General features: G+C 70.6%; 17 protein-coding genes and 2 pseudogenes. 13 read left to right on the forward strand and 6 right to left on the reverse strand.

Going from position 1 to position 16,071, the window contains the following annotated elements; all coding sequences use genetic code 11:
• Positions 1 to 10 precede the first annotated feature (10 nt).
• From ACFV9O_RS26835 to ACFV9O_RS26860, 6 genes and pseudogenes are all read left to right on the forward strand, one after another.
• Positions 11 to 460: a helix-turn-helix transcriptional regulator gene (locus ACFV9O_RS26835; protein ID WP_385422081.1), complete on the forward strand. Its 450-nt coding sequence runs from the start codon at positions 11 to 13 to the stop codon at positions 458 to 460.
• Positions 461 to 465: 5 nt separating this feature from the next.
• The gene (locus ACFV9O_RS26840; RefSeq protein ID WP_385422083.1) at positions 466 to 876 is read left to right on the forward strand and encodes a VOC family protein; all 411 of its coding nucleotides are present in this window, start codon (positions 466 to 468) and stop codon (positions 874 to 876) included.
• A gap of 8 nt (positions 877 to 884) precedes the next feature.
• Positions 885 to 1,355: pseudogene (locus tag ACFV9O_RS26845) on the forward strand (pyridoxamine 5'-phosphate oxidase family protein).
• Between the two features lie 127 nt (positions 1,356 to 1,482).
• Positions 1,483 to 3,873, forward strand: a complete 2,391-nt coding sequence (locus ACFV9O_RS26850) for an ATP-binding cassette domain-containing protein (RefSeq protein WP_385422085.1) — start codon at positions 1,483 to 1,485, stop codon at positions 3,871 to 3,873.
• Between the two features lie 1,039 nt (positions 3,874 to 4,912).
• A complete protein-coding gene (locus tag ACFV9O_RS26855) occupies positions 4,913 to 5,281 on the forward strand; it encodes a hypothetical protein (protein WP_385422119.1) in 369 nt (122 codons plus the stop codon).
• Between the two features lie 111 nt (positions 5,282 to 5,392).
• A complete protein-coding gene (locus tag ACFV9O_RS26860; protein WP_385422087.1) occupies positions 5,393 to 6,067 on the forward strand; it encodes a DUF6766 family protein in 675 nt (224 codons plus the stop codon).
• A 70-nt stretch (positions 6,068 to 6,137) separates the two neighbouring features.
• On the opposite strand, the gene ACFV9O_RS26865 is transcribed toward ACFV9O_RS26860, so the two are convergent.
• Positions 6,138 to 6,929 (reverse strand): SigB/SigF/SigG family RNA polymerase sigma factor, encoded by a 792-nt coding sequence (locus tag ACFV9O_RS26865; RefSeq protein ID WP_385422121.1) that lies wholly within the window; start codon positions 6,927 to 6,929, stop codon positions 6,138 to 6,140.
• A gap of 186 nt (positions 6,930 to 7,115) precedes the next feature.
• On the opposite strand from ACFV9O_RS26865, the gene ACFV9O_RS26870 reads away from it, so the two are divergent.
• From ACFV9O_RS26870 to ACFV9O_RS26880, 3 genes are all read left to right on the forward strand, one after another.
• Positions 7,116 to 8,201 carry an iron-containing redox enzyme family protein gene (locus tag ACFV9O_RS26870; protein WP_385422089.1) on the forward strand — a complete coding sequence of 362 codons (1,086 nt, stop codon included), beginning with the start codon at positions 7,116 to 7,118 and terminating at the stop codon, positions 8,199 to 8,201.
• Between the two features lie 102 nt (positions 8,202 to 8,303).
• Positions 8,304 to 8,957, forward strand: coding sequence for a HemK2/MTQ2 family protein methyltransferase (locus tag ACFV9O_RS26875; RefSeq protein WP_385422091.1), 654 nt, complete (start codon positions 8,304 to 8,306; stop codon positions 8,955 to 8,957).
• Positions 8,938 to 9,150 carry a CDGSH iron-sulfur domain-containing protein gene (locus ACFV9O_RS26880; RefSeq protein WP_385422093.1) on the forward strand — a complete coding sequence of 71 codons (213 nt, stop codon included), beginning with the start codon at positions 8,938 to 8,940 and terminating at the stop codon, positions 9,148 to 9,150. Before ACFV9O_RS26875 ends, ACFV9O_RS26880 begins: the two co-directional genes overlap by 20 nt.
• Positions 9,151 to 9,165: 15 nt before the next feature.
• On the opposite strand, the gene ACFV9O_RS26885 is transcribed toward ACFV9O_RS26880, so the two are convergent.
• A complete protein-coding gene (locus ACFV9O_RS26885) occupies positions 9,166 to 9,477 on the reverse strand; it encodes a WhiB family transcriptional regulator (RefSeq protein ID WP_385422095.1) in 312 nt (103 codons plus the stop codon).
• A gap of 186 nt (positions 9,478 to 9,663) precedes the next feature.
• On the opposite strand from ACFV9O_RS26885, the gene ACFV9O_RS26890 reads away from it, so the two are divergent.
• The 3 genes and pseudogenes from ACFV9O_RS26890 to ACFV9O_RS26900 all read left to right on the forward strand — a co-directional run bounded on the left by ACFV9O_RS26890 (position 9,664) and on the right by ACFV9O_RS26900 (position 10,594).
• Entirely contained in the window at positions 9,664 to 9,867 is a 204-nt protein-coding gene (locus ACFV9O_RS26890; protein ID WP_385422097.1) for a hypothetical protein, read from the forward strand.
• Positions 9,864 to 10,156 (forward strand): annotated as a pseudogene (locus tag ACFV9O_RS26895) (CinA family protein). Before ACFV9O_RS26890 ends, ACFV9O_RS26895 begins: the two are co-directional and overlap by 4 nt.
• 183 nt (positions 10,157 to 10,339) lie before the next feature.
• The gene (locus ACFV9O_RS26900) at positions 10,340 to 10,594 is read left to right on the forward strand and encodes a PEP-utilizing enzyme (RefSeq protein ID WP_385422099.1); all 255 of its coding nucleotides are present in this window, start codon (positions 10,340 to 10,342) and stop codon (positions 10,592 to 10,594) included.
• A gap of 293 nt (positions 10,595 to 10,887) precedes the next feature.
• Here ACFV9O_RS26900 and ACFV9O_RS26905 read toward each other — a convergent pair whose 3' ends face one another.
• The 4 genes from ACFV9O_RS26905 to ACFV9O_RS26920 all read right to left on the reverse strand — a co-directional run bounded on the left by ACFV9O_RS26905 (position 10,888) and on the right by ACFV9O_RS26920 (position 14,713).
• Positions 10,888 to 12,588 (reverse strand): SpoIIE family protein phosphatase, encoded by a 1,701-nt coding sequence (locus ACFV9O_RS26905; protein ID WP_385422101.1) that lies wholly within the window; start codon positions 12,586 to 12,588, stop codon positions 10,888 to 10,890.
• A 191-nt stretch (positions 12,589 to 12,779) separates the two neighbouring features.
• Positions 12,780 to 13,280, reverse strand: coding sequence for a cupin domain-containing protein (locus tag ACFV9O_RS26910; protein ID WP_385422103.1), 501 nt, complete (start codon positions 13,278 to 13,280; stop codon positions 12,780 to 12,782).
• A complete protein-coding gene (locus tag ACFV9O_RS26915; RefSeq protein ID WP_385422105.1) occupies positions 13,178 to 13,411 on the reverse strand; it encodes a hypothetical protein in 234 nt (77 codons plus the stop codon). Before ACFV9O_RS26915 ends, ACFV9O_RS26910 begins: the two co-directional genes overlap by 103 nt.
• A 168-nt stretch (positions 13,412 to 13,579) precedes the next feature.
• Positions 13,580 to 14,713 carry a site-2 protease family protein gene (locus tag ACFV9O_RS26920; RefSeq protein ID WP_385422107.1) on the reverse strand — a complete coding sequence of 378 codons (1,134 nt, stop codon included), beginning with the start codon at positions 14,711 to 14,713 and terminating at the stop codon, positions 13,580 to 13,582.
• Between the two features lie 734 nt (positions 14,714 to 15,447).
• On the opposite strand from ACFV9O_RS26920, the gene ACFV9O_RS26925 reads away from it, so the two are divergent.
• The gene (locus ACFV9O_RS26925) at positions 15,448 to 15,879 is read left to right on the forward strand and encodes a pyridoxamine 5'-phosphate oxidase family protein (RefSeq protein ID WP_385422109.1); all 432 of its coding nucleotides are present in this window, start codon (positions 15,448 to 15,450) and stop codon (positions 15,877 to 15,879) included.
• Positions 15,880 to 16,071 lie beyond the last annotated feature (192 nt).

Raw genomic sequence — 16,071 nt, forward strand, 5'->3', positions numbered from 1 at the left:
GATCTCGCACGTGAGCAGCAGACCCGCCCCGGCGCAGCGCCTGGACGACCTCGCACGGCTGCGGCGCGTCCGCGACCGGATCGACCGGGAGTACGCGCAGCCGCTGGACGTCGAGGCGCTCGCCCGCGGCGTGAACATGTCGGCCGGGCACCTGAGCCGCCAGTTCCGGCTCGCCTACGGCGAGTCGCCGTACGGCTATCTGATGACGCGTCGCATCGAGCGTGCGATGGCGCTGCTGCGTCGTGGCGACCTCAGCGTCACCGAGGTCTGCTTCGCGGTCGGCTGCTCATCGCTGGGCACCTTCAGCACCCGCTTCACCGAGCTGGTCGGTATGCCGCCCAGCGCCTATCGGCGCGAGGCGGCGCGCGCGACGGCGGGGATGCCGTCCTGTGTGGCGAAACAGGTGACAAGACCGATCAGGAATCGAGAAGCGCCGGCCCCCGAGCCGCCTCTAGCGTGACTGCCATGGGCATCACCATTCACGCCGGCTTCCTCCCGCACAACGACCCGGACGCCTCCCTGACCTTCTATCGCGACACCCTCGGCTTCGAGGTCCGCAACGACGTCGGAAACGACGGGATGCGCTGGATCACGGTCGGCCCTGCCGACCAGCCCGGCACGTCCATCGTCCTGGAGCCGCCGGTCACCGACCCCGGCGTCACCGACGACGAGCGCCGCACCATCGTCGAGATGATGGCCAAGGGCACCTACGCCCGCGTCCTCCTGGCCACTGCCGACCTCGACGGCACCTTCGCGCGGCTGCAGGCCGGCGGCGCCGAGGTCGTCCAGAAGCCGACCGAGCAGCCGTACGGCGTCCGCGACTGCGCCGTCCGCGATCCTGCGGGCAATCTGATCCGCTTCCAGGAGCTGCGCTGAGCCGTCCGATGAGTGCCGCCGCCCGCTCCTGCGCTCAGCGTCGTCGCGACACCGAGCATCGGCTCACCCATAAAAGATGTCCGGGTGGCCAGTGCCTCGGTGGACGGTGCGCCGTATCCGGTGCCCGCTATCTTTCGACTGCGACGGCGAGGCGCTGCTGGTGGCCACGCCGTCGGCCCGATCGGCAGGAACCTGGCTGCCACCCGGGCCGTTCGGCTGGGGCTGGGGCACACCCGCGACGTGTCCATGATCGAGGGCGAGTCGAGGTCCTCGAGCTCGACGCGCTGCCGCAGGAGCGGGGTAATCGGTTCGCCGCGCACACCGCCTTCGGCCCGCGTGCGCACGCAACCCCGTACCGCTGGTTCCGTGTCCCTGCGCGCCGCATCCAGGCCTGGCGCGAGGTGAACGAGCCGCCCGACCGCGCGCTGATGTGCGACGGCCGCCGGCTGGTCCGACGCCTCGGCCGGCAAGCCTCGTGACCGGGGCCCAGAGCCTCCACGGACCAAAGCAAAGTAGCACCGGACATACGCTCGAAGCTGGTTAGATCGAGCCAGGCGACGCCGACGGAGACCGCGAAGGCGGCCCCACCCAACAGATGGAGACACGATGAGCACGGCCACGAGGACCGACACGCAGTCGCCTGAGCTGCACGCTGCCGACAGCCACGATCTGATCCGCGTGCACGGCGCGCGCGAGAACAACCTCAAGGACGTCAGCATCGAGATCCCGAAGCGCCGGCTGACGGTGTTCACCGGCGTCTCCGGCTCGGGCAAGAGCTCGCTGGTGTTCGACACGATCGCCGCGGAGTCGCAGCGGCTGATCAACGAGACCTACAGCGCCTTCGTGCAGGGCTTCATGCCGACACTGGCACGGCCCGAGGTCGACGTACTCGACGGCCTGACCACGGCGATCAGCGTCGACCAGCAGCGGATGGGTGGCGACCCCCGCTCCACGGTCGGCACCGCCACCGACGCCAACGCGATGCTGCGCATCCTCTTCAGCCGGCTCGGGAAGCCGCACATCGGCCCGCCCAGCGCGTACTCCTTCAACACGGCCTCGGTCCGGGCGAGCGGTGCGATCACGGTCGAGCGCGGTGACAGAAAGGCGGTGAAGGCGACCTTCACCCGCACCGGCGGCATGTGCACGCACTGCGAAGGCCGGGGCAAGGTCTCCGACATCGATCTCACTCAGCTCTACGACGACTCCAAGTCGATCGCCGAGGGCGCGTTCACCATCCCCGGCTGGAAGTCGGACAACGTGTGGACCGTGGGGATCTACGCCGAGTCGGGCTTCCTCGACCCGAACAAGCCGATCCGCAGCTACACCCAGAAGGAGATGCAGGACTTCCTGCACCGCGAGCCGACCAAGGTGAAGGTCAACGGCGTCAACCTCACCTACGAAGGGCTGATCCCGAAGATCCAGAAGTCCTTCCTGTCCAAGGACAAGGAGGCGATGCAGCCGCACATCCGGGCATTCGTGGAGCGGGCCGTCACCTTCACCACCTGCCCCGAGTGCGACGGCACCCGGCTCAGCGAGGGGGCACGGTCGTCGAAGATCAACAAGATCAACATCGCCGACGCGTGCGCGATGGAGATCCGCGACCTGGCCGAGTGGGTCCGCGGACTCAGGGAGCCCTCGGTGGCGCCGCTGCTCACCGCGCTGCAGGGCACCCTCGACTCCTTCACGGAGATCGGCCTCGGTTACCTCTCGCTCGACCGGCCGGCGGGCACGCTCTCCGGCGGTGAGGCGCAGCGCGTCAAGATGATCCGCCACCTCGGCTCCTCGCTCACCGACGTCACCTATGTCTTCGACGAGCCGACCATCGGCCTGCACCCGCACGACATCCAGCGCATGAACGACCTCCTGCTGCGGCTGCGGGACAAGGGCAACACGGTGCTCGTCGTGGAGCACAAGCCGGAGGCGATCGCGATCGCCGACCACGTCGTGGACCTCGGCCCGGGCGCCGGTACGGAGGGCGGCACGATCTGCTTCGAGGGCACCGTCGAGGGGCTGCGGGCGAGTGACACCGTCACCGGCCGCCATCTCGACGACCGGGCCGCCGTCAAGGAGACGGTGCGGAAGCCCACCGGCACGCTGGAGATCCGCGGCGCAACGGCGAACAACCTGCGGGACGTCGACGTCGACATCCCGCTGGGCGTACTCTGCGTCGTCACCGGCGTCGCCGGCTCCGGCAAGAGCTCACTGATCCACGGCTCGATCCCCGCCGACGAGGGTGTGATCTCGGTCGACCAGGCGCCCATCCGCGGCTCGCGGCGGAGCAACCCGGCAACGTACACCGGACTGCTCGACCCGATCCGCAAGGCGTTCGCGAAGGCCAACGGCGTGAAGCCGGCACTGTTCAGCGCCAACTCCGAAGGCGCCTGCCCCACCTGCAACGGCGCCGGCGTCATCTACACCGACCTGGCGATGATGGCCGGCGTCGCCACCACCTGCGAGGACTGCGAGGGCAAGCGGTTCCAGGCATCGGTGCTGGAATACCACCTCGGCGGCCGCGACATCAGCGAGGTGCTGGCCATGTCGGTGACCGAGGCCGAGGAGTTCTTCGGCACCGGCGAGGCGCGCACGCCGGCCGCACACAAGATCCTCGAGCGGCTCGCCGACGTCGGGCTCGGCTACCTCACCCTCGGCCAGCCGCTCACCACGCTCTCCGGCGGCGAGCGGCAGCGGCTCAAGCTCGCCACCCACATGACCGAGAAGGGCGGCGTCTACGTCCTCGACGAGCCGACCACCGGCCTCCACCTCGCCGACGTCGAGCAACTGCTCGGCCTGCTCGACCGGCTCGTCGACTCCGGCAAGTCGGTCATCGTCATCGAACACCACCAGGCGGTCATGGCACACGCCGACTGGATCATCGACCTCGGCCCCGGCGCCGGCCACGACGGCGGCCGCATCGTCTTCGAGGGAACACCCGCCGACCTCGTCGCCGCCCCCTCCACCCTCACCGGCGAACACCTCGCGGCCTACGTCGGCACCTGACCGAGACCCTCGCGGACACCGTGAGCCGAGTTCTCCGCTGTGACCTGCGGCCACCGCCTGATCTTCGTTTGTCCACACAACTCACGATGATCATCGGTGGCCGCAGCCGTCTCCGCGCCGGCGGTCTCGACCGTGACGCCCTTCCCCTCGAAGCGGAAACATTCCGGGACGGCACCGGCTCCGCGGGACGACCCCACCACCGGCTGCCGGGAAGGCAACGCCCGACGCCCCTGTTCCTCCGACGGCCGCAGCGCGGGCCCTTGCCCTCCTGCCCGACCACGAGGCGAAGGCCGCGCTTCGCCAACTCCCGCAGGAAATCGCGATCGTTGTGCACCTGGCGTGCGTCGAGGACTTCTCCCCCAGGGAGATCGCGGGCATCCTGGGCATCCCCCCGGGCGCGCGAGTGCCCGGGCACTGCGGCATCCAGGCGTGGCGGCCGACAGGCCTGGACGCCCGGAGCGCGACCATGACCTGCTGGGCTGCTGCCTTCGCCACGGGCAGGACGATCTCACTGCTCGTGCTTGGCGGCTTCTTCGTGGCTGATGTGTGCGTTGTCGGCGGTCCAGCCGGCGAGCATGCGCAGGGCCAGGTCGGGGTGCCGCCCTCCGAGTCGGAACCCCCGGTGCCGTTGGAAATCGGGGACGGTCAGGGCGAGCAGCCCCCATCGTCCTGGACTGCCGCTGGTGGGAGGGTCGCGAGTGGGCGCCGCCCTGGCGGAGTGTGGCGAACCCAGCCGAGGGCGCAGCCTCCCACCCGCCGGCATCCTCATCTCCTCGGGCGGGCGTGCGGGCCGCTGGGGCGCGAGATCGCCGTCAAGTCCATTGAATACTGCAGCGCCGAACGGGTGATGATCCGGCCCATCAGGACAACTGACCGGGCATGACGGCCGTGCGCTTGGGAAACTGGCCGCGTTGCCCCGCGGAGCGGCAGAAGAGTGTCCCGTCCGTGGAAGAAAGGGCCCGATGTCCAAGCGCGCTACCCGAAACCGACCTTGAGCACGCGGCGGACGGCCGTCCCGGGTGCAGCTCTGTTGCTGCTGATGGTCGGCACCATCAGCGGCTGCGGCGGTGCGACGGCCCGCAATGGCGAAGCCGCCGCGTTGGCGGAAGAATTCGAGCGCGCACTGCACGGCGGAGACACCACTGCCGCATGCACCCTGCTGGCTCCCGAGACCCACAGTGAGCTCGAGGAGTCCCAGCGCATGAAGTGTTCCGCCGCACTCGCACGGGAACAGCTCCCCGAAGGCGGCCCGGTCCAGCACGTCGATGTCTACGGCAGGCAGGCACTGGTTGTCCTGCGCGGCGACACGCTCTTTCTGTCACGGTTCGGCGACGGCTGGAGAGTCGTCGCGGCAGGCTGTGAGGCCGAGCCGGGCAAGCCGTACCAGTGCACGATCAAGGGAGCGTGACCCGATGAGGCTCGTGTTCAGTGGCTGTCTCGTCGTGGTGCTGGGCGGCCTGGCCTACTTCATCGCGGTCGGACTCCTGCACCGGTGACCCCGAGGAGAGAGCGACACCGCATGCGCCGCTTCGTACATGACAACAGTCTGAGTCTGGCCTTCGGCATCGGCTTCGTCGTGGTGCTGGTGGGTCAGGCCCTGGCCGGCCGTGCCGAGTTCAACCAGCAGCTCGCGATCGACGGTCTCGCCCAGGTGGGCCTCGTCGAGTACGTGATGTCGTCGGACTTCGCGGTGGACGTGACGGAGAACTGGCAGTCGGAGTACCTGCAGTTCTTCCTCTACGTCTTCGGCACGGTGTGGCTGTTGCAGCGCGGCTCGCCGGAGTCGAAGAAGCTGCACAAGGCCGGGGTGGAGTCCGAGGAGGAACAGCGCATGGGCGTGCACGCCCAGCCCGATTCGCCGCGCTGGGCCGGCACCCGGGACTGGCGCCAGACGGTCTTCTCCCGCTCGCTCGGGCTGGTCATGGGGAGCCTGTTCGTCCTCTCCTGGCTGGCCCAGTCGATCGCCGGAACAGCCGCCTTCAACGAGCAGCGCCTGCGCCAGCTCCAGGCACCGGTCGGATGGGGCGAGTATCTGGTCTCGGCTGACTTCTGGAGCCGGTCCCTGCAGAACTGGCAGTCGGAACTCCTCGCCGTCGCGTCCATGGCCATCCTCTCGGTCTACCTGCGCCAACGCGGCTCTCCCGAGTCCAAACCGGTGGGCGCCGCGCACACGTCCACCGGCATTGAAGGCTGAACACGCCTGCGAGCGCCCGAGGTTGCGCGGAGCGCGGCTGAAGCGGCTCGCGGCAGAGACCGCCCAGCACCTATTCGACGCCCTGCATGATTTCGCCACGCAGCCGGTCGCATGTGCGACTGATGAGCCGCGACACATGCATCTGGGAGATCCCGAGATCCTCGGCGATTCTGCTCTGCGTCATGTCGCGGAAGAAGCGCATGTAGAGGATGTTCCGCTCCCGCTCGGGCAATCGACGCAGGCAGGGCTTCACGGCCTCCCTGTCGATGACCGTGTCGAGCGCAGGATCGGGATCGCCCATCGTTTCACCGAGGGTTCGGCCGTACTCCCTGCCGGGGGCCCCGGCGTCCAGGGACAGGGCGGCGAAGGAGCCGGCGGCCTCGAGTCCCTCCTTGGTCTCGTCGGCCGTAAGTCCCGACTCCTCGGCGATCTCCTCGAGGGTCGGCGCGCGGCCGGAGACAGTAGTGGTGAGCCGATTCTGCGCCGCGCGTACGCGATTTCGACATTCCTGGACCCGACGTGGCACATGCACGCTCCACAGGTGGTCGCGGAAATGCCTCTTCATCTCGCCGGTAATGGTCGGCACAGCGAAACCGGCGAACGGCGTGCCGGACTCGGGATCGTAGCGGTCGACGGCCTTGACCAGGCCGAGCGCCGCTATCTGGCACAGATCCTCCAGCGCCTCGCCCCTGTTCCTGAACCGACCGGCGAGCCGCTCCGCCATGGGCAGCCAGGCATTCACCAATTCCCGGCGGAGAACCTCACGCTCGGATCCCTCGGGCAGTTCGGCCAGGCGGTTGAACGCGGCCCGGGTGTCGGGGGCGTCGGCGTGCGGATGTTTTGTGCTCCCATGGGTGGCCATTCGATTCACGGCGCTCCCTGTCCCGACAACCAAGAACCACTCAGAGTTATGCACTTTCGCCTTCCCAAGGCTCGGGACGGCAAACGGCGGTGTGTGAATCGCCGTTTTCCGCCCGAGCCATGCCCGAGATCCCGCGTAATCCCCGATATCCCGCGCGATGCCCGAGATATCGGGTACACGAGAGGCATGAGTGACATAGCGATCAACCATCACGGGCCGCCCCTGCCTCGGCCGCGGGGGACGCTGTCGGCGGCTGTCATCGACCGCCTCGCCGCAGGAGCCGCGCTCCCCGCGGATCATCAGGCCGTGGCGAGCGGCGCCGACCCCTACGGGGACGACCTGCATCTCGCCCTGTACATCTGCTACGAACTGCACTACCGCGGCTTCGCCGGAGTGGACCCGGCCCTGGAGTGGGATCCGGATCTGCTCCGTGTGCGGCGGGTGCTGGAGGAGCGGTTCCTCGCCGTACTCCGCGAGGAGGCGACGTGCCACGCGACAGTGGACGACGCGCTGGCCGGGCTGCTGGTGGAACCGGTGCACGGCAGCGGCGTCTCCCACTTCCTCCGGGACGAGGGAGAGCTGTGGCAGCTGCGGGAGTACGCGGCGCAGCGGTCGCTGTACCACCTCAAGGAGGCCGATCCGCATGCCTGGGTGCTGCCGCGGCTGTGGGGACGGGCCAAGGCCGGGATGGCGGCCGTGGAGTTCGACGAGTTCGGCGGGGGCCGGGCGGAGCGGGTCCACGCGCAGCTCTTCGCCGACCTGATGACGGACCTGGGCCTCGACACCACCTACGGCCGCTACCTCGACGCGGCGCCGGCCCAGACACTGGCCACGGTGAACCTCATGTCCCTCTTCGGACTCCACCGCGCGCTGCGCGGCTGTCTGGTCGGCCACTTCGCGACCGTGGAGATCACCTCCTCGCCCGGGTCCAGGCGACTGGCCACGGCCATGCGGCGCACGGGGGCCGGGCAGGCGGCGGAGTTCTTCTACGACGAGCACGTCGAGGCGGACGCCGTCCATGAACAGGTCGTGCGCCGCGAGGTCGTCGCGGGGCTCCTGGAGGAGGAACCCCACCTGGAGGCCGACGTCGCCTTCGGCGTCGACGCGACCGTCCATCTGGACGACCGGCTCGCGGAGCATGTGCTGGGCGCCTGGCGCGACGGGCGGACCTCGCTCGCCGGCGACGGCACGATCATCACGGGCCGTTCCCCTGCGGGACACGATCCGCGGCGGGATCGACGGGTTCACTCCGTCGACCGGTGCATTCCGTAGACCGGCGCACGCCGTGGACCGGGTGAGCCCTCGGACCGGTTGAGTCCTCGGACTCGTCGACCGTCAGAAGGTTCATTCCTCACAAATGGGTACGCGGGACATGTGACGCTCATAGCCCTTCCGGGGGTGTACGCCCCGCAAGAGGACACGGCGCTGCTGGCAGGCGCACTCCTCCGCGAGGCACTGCCACCGCGTGCCCGGGTTCTCGACGTCGGCACGGGAACCGGCGCCCTGGCGCTGGCCGCCGCGATGCGCGGCGCCCAGGTCACCGCCGTCGACATCTCCCGCCCTGCCGTCTGGACCGCCCGGCTCAACGCTCTGCTGGCCAGGACCCCCGTGCGGGTGCTGCACGGTGATCTGACCGCCCCGGTCGCCGGCCGCACCTTCGACCTCGTCGTCACCAACCCGCCGTACGTCCCGAGCCCGGCGGAGTCCCCGCCACGTCACGGCGCGGCCCGGGCCTGGGACGCCGGCCGGGACGGCCGGTGGGTCCTCGACCGGATCTGTCGTGAGGTGCCTCGCCTGCTCCGGCCGGGCGGGGTGTTGCTGGTCGTGCACTCGGTGCTCAGCGGTGAAGGCCCCACCCTGGCACGGCTGCGCTCGGCGGGCCTGACGGCCGAGGTCACGGAGCGCCGTTGCGTACGCCTCGGACCCGTCCTGCGGTCCAGACGGTCCTGGCTGTGCAGCCGGGGTCTGCTGAGTCCGGACGGGGAGAAGGAAGAACTGGTGGTCATCCGTGCCGAACGAACGCCGTGACGTGCCGCGCCGCATCACCATACGGACCGACGGGCCCCTGCTCGTCGAGGGCCCGGTCGAGGTCGTCCTGGAAGACGGCACCGTCGTCACCTCGGACCGTTTCTGCGTGGCCCTGTGCATCTGCCGGAGGAGTCTGCGCTTTCCCTGGTGCGACACCAGCCACCGGCGGCGTACGCGGGACCGGCCGACCTGAGCGTCGATCGCGGCGCTACCTCGACGACCGCGACGCCGCATGCCGCTCGCGCCGTGCCCGACCGAGCATGGCCAGGCGCTCCTGTTCGCCGAGCCCGCCCCACACGCCGAACCGCTCACGCGCCTTCAGCGCATGGCGCAGGCACTCCGCGCGAACCGGGCACCGTCGGCACACGCGCTTGGCCTTCCTCTCCCGCTCGGCCCGCGCGTCACCGCGCTCGTCGGGCGGAGGGAAGAACAGACTGCTGTCGACGCCACGGCAGGCGGCACGCAGCTGCCAGTCCCAGTGGTGATGGAACGCGCCGGGCAGACGCGATGTGTCCGTCATCGGACCGTCCTTTCCTGGGGTGTCGGCACCGAGTACCCCGGAACGGTCCCCCTACGCATGCCGCCGTGCCCGCTGCGGTACGACCACCCGGCACCTGGGGCACCCCCGCCGCCGCGATGCCGCGACGCGCACCCGCAACCCGCGCTCCGGGAGGCGGTCCCCGCGGACCACACGCACGATGAGGATGTGGACAGCAATCCTCCGGGCTCGGACGGCGCCCCGGCGGAGCGAGCGGGACTGGACCTGGCCGGGCTCCTCGCCCGCCAGCTTCTCGAGGCCCTGGCCGCCGCTGGGCACACCGTCGCGGTCGCCGAATCGCTCACCGGGGCCGGCTCGGTGCAGCGCCGGCGCAGGCGCCGGGCGCGTCGCAGACCTTCCGCGGCGGGGTGATCGCGTACACCACCGAGTCAAGGCGTCGGTACTGGGCGTCGACGAGCGGCTGCTGGCGGCTGAAGGGGCCGTCCACCGCGATGTGGCCGGGCAGATGGCCGAGGGCGTACGGCGGCTGATGAGCGCCTCGTACGGACTGGCCACCACGGGTGTCGCCGGTCCGGCCCCCAGGACAGCCGCCGGATCGGGACGCTGTTCGTCGCCGTGTCACGGCCGCGCGGGGCCGTCGTGGACGCACCGCACACCGACGACGACCTGGGCCGGGACGCGATCCAGCGGACAGCGGTGATCACCCGCGTACTGCGCCGATCTGCGGGAGATCGCGACCCGGCGCAAGGCCAAGCGGGCCGGACTCGCCGGGGCACCGCTGGTTCCCGCGCAGGAGATCGGCGAGGCCGGCGGCGACGTCCTGCTGCGGGGAAGCCCGGGAAGTGCCGGCGTCGCGGAAGGTCCGGTCCGGGTCGTCCGCACCATGGACGAGTTCGGCGAACTGCGCACTCGTGACGTCGTCGTCGCGCCCTACACCAACCCTGCGTGGACACCGCTGTTCCGCAGGGCAGTTGCCGTGATCGTCGACAGGGGCGGTGTCGCGTCCCACGCGGCGATCATCGCACGTGAGTACGGGATTCCTGGTGATGGCCACGGTCGACGGGACCACTCGCCTCAGCGACGGCCGGCGGGTCAGGTCGACGGTGACCGCGGCCTGGTCCTGCCGGCAGGAGACTGACACGGTCGGATCTCCCCCGGGGGGCGCGCGCTCGATGCGTTCGACGTGGCCGGGCCGGACACGTGCCGCCCCGTGGGACCCTGCGGGTTCATCACCCGGCGGCCGGTGATCCGCGTCTACGCCCTCGACCTCGGTGGGTCCGACGCCGCACCCGGCAAGCTCGGCGCCGACGGTGCCTGCCTGACGTAGCGCCGGAGCACATGCTCCGCCGCGCACCGTGACAGGGCGAGTCGACGGCCTCTCCCCCGTGACGGGAGAGGCCGTCGCCGCGTGCGGCGTGATCGCGTCACTCGCTAGCGGGAGACGGACAGGCTGCCCGTCAGACCGACGAGCAGAAGCGCGATGTCGTCCTCCTGGCCCTGGCGGTCCTCGATGGTGGCGACGAGGTGCTCCGCGAGCTCGTCCATGTCGGAGGGTCCGGTGCGCAGGACGGTCTCGATCTGGTCCATCCCCTCGTCGATGTCCATGCCGCGGAACTCGATCAGCCCGTCGGTGCACAGCAGCAGCGTGTCGTCGCGGCCGAGCTGGACCAGGGTCGTCGGGTACGAGGCGGAGTGGCTGTGCTGCGGCAGGCCGAGCGGCAGCCCGCCGTGGACGTACGGTCGGCTGCACCCGCCCTCCGCGTGCTTGAGGATCGGGCCGTGATGCCCGGCCCGCACGAGCTGGGCCAAGCCGGTGACCGGGTCGAGATCGGCATAGATGCAGGTGGCAAAGCGCTCCGTGTCCATGTCGTGGAGGAAGGTGGAGGCGCGGGCCAGGACGGTCGCGGGCGGGTGCCCCTCGGCGGCGTAGGCGCGCAGCGCGATCCGCAGTCCGCCCATGACGGCGGAGGCGTGGATGTCGTGTCCCTGGACGTCGCCGACGGCCAGGCCCACGCGGCCGGTGGGCAGGGGCACGACGTCGTACCAGTCGCCGCCGATCTGGTGGCCGGTGCGCGCGGGTCGGTAGCGGGCGGCGATCCGTGCGCCCGCGACGTCGGGGATGCCGGCGGGGAGCATGGCCCGCTGCAGGCCCACGGCCATGGCGTGCTCCTCGTCGTAGAGCACGGCCCGCTGCACGGACTGGGCCACGGTGCCGCCGAGCGCGAGGAGCAGGTTGCGCTCCTCGGGGGTGAAGTCGTGCTTGTTCCGGCAAATGATCGCGAGGGCACCGATCGGCTTGGCCTGGGCGATGAGGGGCAGCAGGGCGGAGACTGTCAGGTCGGTGTCCACGACGTGCGGCCGGAGCCGGGGGTAGGTCATGGCCTCGTCACGGCGCACAAAGCGAGGGATCTGGGTGCGGACGGCCTCGGCGATGGGCAGGGGATCGTCGAGGCGGACGAACTGCATGTCGCGGGCGTACTCGGGTGGGAGGCCGGCGGTGGCGACGATCCGCAGTCGCTTCTTCTCGACGAGGCTGAGGACCATGCTTGCGGCGCCGATCGTGTGCATGACCTTCTCGCTGGTCAGGGCGGCCGCCACGTCGTCGACGGTCAAGGCCTGGGAGAGGGCGCTGGTGGTCGTCTGCACGACGTCCGTCTGGCGCTGGCGGTCCGCCTCCAGCGCGGCCTGCTGCGTGAGGTGCTCGAGCTCGGGGCCGGCGTCCCGGACGATGCCGACGACGCGGCGCGGCCGGCCCGTTCTGTCGCGCTGGATGTGGCCCTGTGTGTGGGTCCAGCGGATGTGTCCGTCGGAGCAGCGGATACGGAAGTACGCGCCGTAGCTGTCACGGTGCTCGAGCGCGTCGTGCACCAGTTTCCGGAGCAGGGGACGGTCCTCGGCCACAATGCGTCGGCCGAGTGTCTTCACATGGCCGTCGAACTCGCCCGGGGCGAAGTCGAAGACAGCGAGACCTCCGGGGTCGAGGAAGAACGCACCGGTGTCCGGCTCCCATACGAAACCGCCCATTCCGTTCAGCGCGAGGACTCCCTGCAGATCTGCCCGGAGGTTCGCCTCCATTTCGTCGAAGCGGACTGCCGAACGCTGGGGCCTGCGCCGGAAGCGGCCGAGTGCCATACCGGCCTCCGAGTCCTGGCTGCGCGGAACTGTCCGACCACGCCGAGCACGCGCATGGTCCTGACTGTGGCGTCCGCTGGTGGTGCGGCGTACGGGGCGCTCCGTTCCAGGCTAGGGCCCATCGTGCACACACGCCGTCCGCCGGGCGGCATTCGCGCGCGAGGGCCGCTGGAGCGTGCTCCCCCTCCCCCTCAGGGCACGGGAGGCGGGCCGATGATCTCGACGCCGTAGCGGGTCCCCATGGCCTTCAGGGCTTCGACGTCGGGCGGGCCTTCGACCGGCGCGTCCGGAGGTGTCCCCGCCTCGACCACGAATCCCTCGAATCCCGCGGGCGTGATCAGCGTGAGAAGACGCGCGTTCGGCGAGGTGACGACGAATGCGTGCGGCATCCGGCGAGGCAGGAGCGCCAGAACCCCGGGGCCCGCCGAGTGCTCCTCGTCGCCGGCCACGAAGCGCACGGTGCCGTCGAGGACGAAGAAGGTCTCGTCCTCGCGGTCGTGGATGCGCCTGGGCGCGGCGTAACCGCGGGCCGCCTCACCCCCCGTCAGGCGGGGGCCAGACGTAGGCCGAAGGCACTCCCGCGCGGCACTCAGGCGTGGTCCACGAGTTGCGCGACGCCCTGCTGGCGGGCGCAGTGCGCGCAGCAGAAGAACTGCCCGTTCGACTGGAGGCCGTGGCCGAGGATGCGGCACTGGCAGTTGTCGCAGATCGGCGCGATCTTCTGCGCTGCACACTCGATGCTGTCGAAGACGTGGACGGCTCCTGCGGCACGCACCTCGAAGGACATCTCGTAGTCGTTGTGGCAGACCTCGCACACGGCCATGAATGATCAGCTCCTTGTTACGGCATGGACGGCCGGGCGGGGCCGGCGGTCGGCGTTCCTGGAAGGTATCGAGCAGGCGCGTCGAACGTCGCGCGGCACGTTGGACGGGTCCCGACCGGCACACCGGAATCACTCAGGTGGGCGCGGCGCGATGGCGCTCGAGCAGGCTCAGGGCTGCCCAGGGGCGCGGAGCGCGTGGCGCAGGGCCAGTCGGGAAAGGTCGTGCGCGGTGATGACGCCCACGAGGCGCGGGCCGTCGATGACGAGAATCGGCATGCCGCGGACCGGGTGGAGCTTTTCCAGTACGTCTTCCAGGAGGTCGCTCGACGAACACGTGGTGCACTGCGCCAGCGGGACGGCGACGTCGCGCACGCGCAGCGTGTCCCGCTGCGCCGGGGGGACTCGCTTGAGGCGCGACAGGCTGACCGTGCCGGTGGGGTGCCCTTCGATGTCGAGCACGGGCAGCGTCGAGTGGCGGGTGTGCAGCACCACTTCGTCGATGAGGCGTTCCACGGTGAGCCAGTCGGGGCAGGTCTCCACGGGACGGGACATGGCGTCGGCGGCTCGTACGCCGTGCACGGCCGTGGCCAGGGACGCGCGTTGCCGCTCGGCGTTGGCGACGATCAGGACGAAGAAGCCGATGACGGCCAGCCACAGTCCGCTCACGGCGCCGCGCAGGAACGAGATCCATCCGACAGCGATCATCAGGACGCCGAGCGCCTGTCCGCTGCGTCCGGCTGCTCGCTCCGCCCGGTACCGGTCGCCGGTGCGCCACCACATCACGGCCTGCACCACCCGTCCTCCGTCGAGCGGTGCGGCGGGCAGCAGATTGAAGGCTGCGAGCGCCAGATTGACCCACCCGAGCCACACCAGGACGGCCGCGGGCATCGCCCAGCCGAGCAGCGCCCGCACCCCGATACCGGCCCCGAGCGCCACGCCACCGACGACGAGGCTGGTGAGCGGCCCGCTCACGGCGACCAGAAAGGCCGCGCCGGCCGTGTGGGGCTTGCCGCCCAGCTCCGTCATTCCGCCCAGAGCCCACAGCGTCACGCCGTGCACCGGGATGTCCCTCTTCCGGGCGGTGACGGCGTGCGCGGCCTCGTGGGCCAGCAGGCTCACGACGAGCAGCAGCGCCCCTGCGGAGCCGGCGACCGCGTACACGGCTGCGGATCGCCCCGGTAGCCACGCGGGGAGCGTCCGGCTGCCCAGGCTGTAACCGAAAAGCACCACGAGGAGGGGCACCGTCCAGTGGATCCGCAGAGGCACACCGAGAACGCTCCCGATCCGTACCGAGCTGTTCATCACCATCTCCTGCGGGCGGGCGCAGGCCGTCGTCCGCGTGCGCCGACGCACCCTCGGGGCGTCACGCGGCCGATCCGGCACAACGTCGGCTCACTGACAGTCTCTCTCCGCGCAGTCTCCGCAGCGGGCCGCTGCTCCTGCGACGACCACGCGATGGACGGCCGACGACCCGGGTCATCCGGCCTCCGCGCGGACCTCGACGTCCTCCATGCCGCCCCGGTGGGACGCCCGGCCCTGACCCAGCGGGCGTAGAACGCGACCGCGCTGAGCAAGGTGGCGGCGAGGGGGAGCACGGGCCGGCCGCGCAGCAGGTTGACCACCAAGGTGAAGGCGACGGGGGCGGTCGCCAGGCCGTTGACCCAGGCGAGTGCGGTCCTGCCTTCGGTGCGGGCGAAGGCGGGTCATCGCCCGGCAGGCCCACGAGGAATTTGGCGGTTCACCCCGGCCGAGTACGCCGGGGAGCACTCCGGGACGGTTCGCCGTGCTGGCAGGGCCTTGAGCAGTCCGGGTCCGGCCTGGAAGGAGGATCCGGCGGCAGCGAGGAGAAGCAGCTGCGCGGCCGAGGTCGCCGTGCGCGCGGCCGAATGGTCCTCCGGATGTGCCCGTGTGGCCCTGTGCGGGTACAGCGGTTCGTGACTTGCTTGATCCGGTGGGCTTCGCGTGCAGGCGCGCTGCGATGTCGACGTTCCCCGGCCCGCGGGTGCGGACCGGGTGCCGGTCGAAGGAGGACTGCCGTGATTACCGTCTCCGAGCCTCCGGCAGGCTTGGTCGACCTGAGCCCGGCCGACGCTCTCGCGCTGCTGGGCAGCGTGCAGGTGGGACGCGTCGCGTTCTCCCATCAAGCGCTGCCCGCCATCAGACCGGTCAACCATGTGCTGGACGACGGCGACATCGTGATCCGCACCCATACCGGCTCCGCCCTGCTCCACCACGCGCTGCTGTCCGAGGTGGTCGCGTACGAAGCGGACCAGCTCGACCCCGAGACCCGCAGCGGCTGGAGCGTCGTCGTCACCGGCACGGCGACTCGTGTGTCACACCCCGACGAGCTGGCCCGCTACAAGCGTCTCCTCACGCCCTGGGTGGACTCCGGGACGGACCATGTGGTGCGGATCCGGGCCGAGTTCGTCACGGGATACCGACTTGTGGGCCGCCTCCCCGGGGGATGACCCGGAACTCTCGGACCGCGGGCGTACCCAGCGTGGCCGACGCCGGACACCGGCCGGGACACCGGAGACCGGCCGGGACACCGGAGACCGACCGGAATTCACCTGATTTCTCCCAGGAGGCCCCGTCCTTCAGGGCGGGGAGGAATGGGTCCTTGGCGCGGAGCCGCGAAGCGGCGGAGTTCCCTGCATATC

The sequence above is a fragment of the Streptomyces sp. NPDC059909 genome (assembly GCF_042730885.1).
In the GTDB taxonomy this organism is placed as follows: Bacteria; Actinomycetota; Actinomycetes; order Streptomycetales; family Streptomycetaceae; genus Streptomyces.

Coding starts and splice junctions, on each gene's coding strand:
- ACFV9O_RS26850 (WP_385422085.1), top strand. CDS start 1,483: ATGAGCACGGCCACGAGGACCGACACGCAGTCGCCTGAGCTGCACGCT.
- ACFV9O_RS26855 (WP_385422119.1), top strand. CDS start 4,913: ATGGTCGGCACCATCAGCGGCTGCGGCGGTGCGACGGCCCGCAATGGC.
- ACFV9O_RS26840 (WP_385422083.1), top strand. CDS start 466: ATGGGCATCACCATTCACGCCGGCTTCCTCCCGCACAACGACCCGGAC.
- ACFV9O_RS26920 (WP_385422107.1), bottom strand. CDS start 14,713: ATGAACAGCTCGGTACGGATCGGGAGCGTTCTCGGTGTGCCTCTGCGG.
- ACFV9O_RS26870 (WP_385422089.1), top strand. CDS start 7,116: ATGAGTGACATAGCGATCAACCATCACGGGCCGCCCCTGCCTCGGCCG.
- ACFV9O_RS26885 (WP_385422095.1), bottom strand. CDS start 9,477: ATGACGGACACATCGCGTCTGCCCGGCGCGTTCCATCACCACTGGGAC.
- ACFV9O_RS26905 (WP_385422101.1), bottom strand. CDS start 12,588: ATGGCACTCGGCCGCTTCCGGCGCAGGCCCCAGCGTTCGGCAGTCCGC.
- ACFV9O_RS26900 (WP_385422099.1), top strand. CDS start 10,340: ATGGACGAGTTCGGCGAACTGCGCACTCGTGACGTCGTCGTCGCGCCC.
- ACFV9O_RS26915 (WP_385422105.1), bottom strand. CDS start 13,411: ATGGCCGTGTGCGAGGTCTGCCACAACGACTACGAGATGTCCTTCGAG.
- ACFV9O_RS26865 (WP_385422121.1), bottom strand. CDS start 6,929: ATGGCCACCCATGGGAGCACAAAACATCCGCACGCCGACGCCCCCGAC.
- ACFV9O_RS26860 (WP_385422087.1), top strand. CDS start 5,393: ATGCGCCGCTTCGTACATGACAACAGTCTGAGTCTGGCCTTCGGCATC.